Here is a 3,191-nt window from a genome sequence, read left to right as displayed (position 1 = left end):
TCCAGCCTGCTTGGCGCATGAGTCCGATAGCCAGGTTCCGCAGCGTGGCCATGGCGCGGGGTGCGGTGCCGGTGCGCACTCGCGAGGCGTCCTCGCTATAGGTGGCGTCTCTGACGTGGTGCAGGGCCTCAACCGACCAGGGGTTCTGCACGAGTTGGGCGAGTTGCGCCGGGCGGGCCTGCTCGGGCGACAGGCTGGTGACCGCGTAGACGGATTTCGTCTGGACCTTGCCGGTCCTGCTGTGGGTGCGGCGGCGCTTGATCTCCATGGCCTGGACGGCGTGCGGGAAGAGCAGGCCGGGCTGGACGGTGCAGACCTTCAGGCGGCGGACCTCGCGGCGGCCGTGCCCGGCCCTGGCGGTGCGGGCCTGCAGCGGGATCTCCCGCCAGGGCAGGCGCCGCAACTGCTTGCGCAGCTTCTTCTGGTTTCCCTTGATGACCAGGAGGTAGTGGCCGTCGGCGGTGATGACGTGCTCGGCGTGGGTGTGCTGGGTGTGCATCGCATCGGCGGTGACGACGACGCCGCGCAGGTCGAGCCGGTCCAGCAGCGGGGCGAAGGCGGGGATCTTGTTGCTCTTCGCGGCGACTTGACGCTGGGCGATCACGGTCTGGCAGCCGTGCAGCGCGGCGGCGAGCGGGTGGACGGCCATGCCGTCGGTGCGGGATCCACGCACAGTCTTGCCGTCGACGGCCAGGCCGATCAGTGTCTCGCCGGGTTCGTCCACCGGGTCGGCGGCGTACCGGGCGAGCCAGGCGCCCACGGCGTCGTCCAAGGCGTCGCCGTCCAGACGAGCGAGGAGTCGTCCCAGTGTGGAGGCGTTCGGTGTGCTGGAGGCGAGCCCGAACTGTTCACGCAGGCTGGAGTCGGTATCGGCGGCGAAGCGGGCGATCGTGGCCAGGGACCTGGCTCCGCCGAGCACGGCGACCAGGCACAACGCGAGCAGGGAGCCCAGGTGGTAGCGACGGCCGCGGACCCGGCGGGGATCGGGTATCCGGCTCAACGTCTCCGCCAGGGAGGTGAACTGCTGCGGTTCCGGATCCGGGCAGGCGGAGTCGATGCCATGGCAGTGGGGCTGCAGGACAGCGATCAGGGGGATGGCACGCGAACGCGACCTCTGTTCTGATCAAAGGCTTTGAGAACCTTGATCATCGGCGCAGCGCCCGCGCGAGCGCGTCGACGGTCACACCGACGATCGCCCGGAGTTGCTCCGGGCTCGACCCGGCCCTGCCCATCACCGCGAGAGACTGGTTGACGGCCGCTACGTGTGCGGCGAAGTCCTCGGCGTTCTCGTCGGACATTCCGCCGGCCTTCAGCGCGGTGCGCAGGCGCGGGCGCTGTAGGCCGAACAACTCTTTGACATGCTCTGCGACGCTCTGGCTCAGCGCCGGACTCGCCATGACCGACTGGGCCATCAGGCATCCGTCGGGCACGGCGGGGTCGGCGATGCGCCCCAGGGTGACATCGAAGTATGCACGGACGGCGGCGACGGGGTCCTCGGCCGCGCACGAGAGGGCGGCGTCGAACTTGTCGCCGTAGCGCGTGGCGTAGCGATCCAGGCAGCGAAGGAAGAGCGCGTCCTTGTCGCCGAGCGAGGAGTAGATCGAGCTGCGGTTCAGGCCGGTCGCCCGGGACAGGTCGTCGAGCGAGGTGTCGGCGTAGCCGGAGCGCCAGAACTGGATCATCGCGGCGTCGAGCACCGTGTCCATGTCGAACTGCTTCTTGCCTGCCATGCAGCCCATCCTCCCATCTTGGACTGATCAGTTCAAGACGTGCTAGCGTCGAATCACGGTCCACCCGCCTCGATGGAGGATTCCGATGACCAACCCCGTCCCCGCCCTGCCTCTGCATGACCTGGCCGGATTCACGCACCGCTGGGTCGACGCCGACGGCGTCCGCCTGCACGCCGTCGAAGGCGGTCGGCCGGACGGACCGGCCGTCGTCCTGCTCACCGGGTTCCCGCAGACGTGGTGGGCCTGGCGAAAGGTCATGCCTGCTCTCGCCGATCGGTTCCGGGTCATAGCGATCGACCGGCCGGGCCAAGGCAATTCCGAGCATCCGGAGCTCAGCTACGACACGCACACGGTCGCCGCGCACATCCAGGCCGCTGTGAACGCTCTCGGCGTGCGGGACTACTGGCTCGCCGGGCACGACATCGGCGCCTGGGTCGCCTTCTCCCTCGCCCTGAACTACGAGAGCCGACTGCACGGGGTCGCGCTGCTCGACGCCGGAATTCCTGGTATCACCATGCCGGAAGCGATCCCTCTCGACCCGACTCTGGCGTTCAAGACCTGGCACTTCGCGTTCCACGTGGTGCCCGATCTTCCCGAGACGCTGATAGCCGGCCGCGAGCGGGACTACATCAGCTGGTTCCTGAAGACCAAGTCCCTCGCGCCCGACGCGTTCGAGGAAGCAGAGCTCGACCACTACGGCGCGGCCCTCGCCGTCGATGGCGGCCTGCGCGCCGGCCTCGCCTACTACCGCGACGCCGCCGAGTCCGCGCGCAAGAACCACGCGGCACTCGAGCAACGGCGACTGACCGCGCCCGTCCTCGGAATCTCCAGCAGCCACGGCTCGATCCCGGATATGGCGGCCTCCATCAGCCCATGGGCCGAGAACGTGACCGGCGTCATCGTGCCCGACGCCGGTCACTACATCCCCGAGGAGCAGCCCGAGGCCGTCGCCGCCGCCCTCACCGACTTCTTCAGCGGCCGTTAGTGCTCTAGCAGGAGGGCGATCCCCATTGCCGTCGGGGGCCCGTCAGTTACGGGCCCGCCCCGCACGCCTACGGACGTGCCGTGAACCGTCCGTCGCCCCGCTTGTGCGGCCAGCCCCGGGCGGCGAGCTTGGTCATCTTCGCCCGCAAAGATTCCAGCTTGCCGTGTACCGAGGCGTCCAGCCCCAGCCGCTCGCCGACCGCCCTGACCTGCACCGGGCCGCCCGCCTCCCGCACGATCGCCAGGAACTTGCGGTAGTCGCTGGGCAGCCCGCCCTCGTCTGCCGCGTCGCCGCGGTGCGGGATGAGCAGGACTGCCCGCCCGGCCACCTTCGCCGATGCCGGAGCGACAGCCCGGCATCGGCCCGGGCCTGCTCGGCCAAGCGGTTCAACACTCCGCTCCGCGATCGCCAGTTCGTGCCGCTCGGCCTGCCTCCTGGAGTTGCTTGCCCAACTCCTCGGCGAGAGCTTCCAGTTC

At 69.5% G+C, this 3,191-nt stretch carries 4 protein-coding genes; 1 reads left to right on the top strand and 3 read right to left on the bottom strand.

Translation table 11 applies throughout. The annotated features are described in order from the left end of the window. The coding region (locus ACZ67T_RS46225; RefSeq protein WP_469993082.1) for an ISAs1 family transposase at positions 1–1,000 on the bottom strand (1,000 nt) is incomplete at its 3' end. A 145-nt stretch (positions 1,001–1,145) separates the two neighbouring features. Next, positions 1,146–1,730, bottom strand: coding sequence for a TetR/AcrR family transcriptional regulator (locus ACZ67T_RS46220; RefSeq protein WP_469993080.1), 585 nt, complete (start codon positions 1,728–1,730; stop codon positions 1,146–1,148). A gap of 85 nt (positions 1,731–1,815) precedes the next feature. Here ACZ67T_RS46220 and ACZ67T_RS46215 point away from each other — a divergent pair, with 85 nt between their 5' ends. After that, a complete protein-coding gene (locus ACZ67T_RS46215; RefSeq protein ID WP_469993078.1) occupies positions 1,816–2,715 on the top strand; it encodes an alpha/beta fold hydrolase in 900 nt (299 codons plus the stop codon). A 67-nt stretch (positions 2,716–2,782) separates the two neighbouring features. Here ACZ67T_RS46215 and ACZ67T_RS46210 read toward each other — a convergent pair. After that, on the bottom strand, positions 2,783–3,191 hold a 409-nt coding region (locus ACZ67T_RS46210), incomplete at its 5' end, for a hypothetical protein (RefSeq protein ID WP_469993077.1).

Source organism: Streptomyces sp. NPDC107517 (genome assembly GCF_055582645.1).
This window is presented reverse-complemented; position numbering and strand designations above follow the sequence as displayed.

Bases quoted from the DNA above. Each gene is read 5' to 3' on its own strand.
- ACZ67T_RS46220 (WP_469993080.1), bottom strand. From the start codon at position 1,730: ATGGCAGGCAAGAAGCAGTTCGACATGGACACGGTGCTCGACGCCGCG.
- ACZ67T_RS46215 (WP_469993078.1), top strand. From the start codon at position 1,816: ATGACCAACCCCGTCCCCGCCCTGCCTCTGCATGACCTGGCCGGATTC.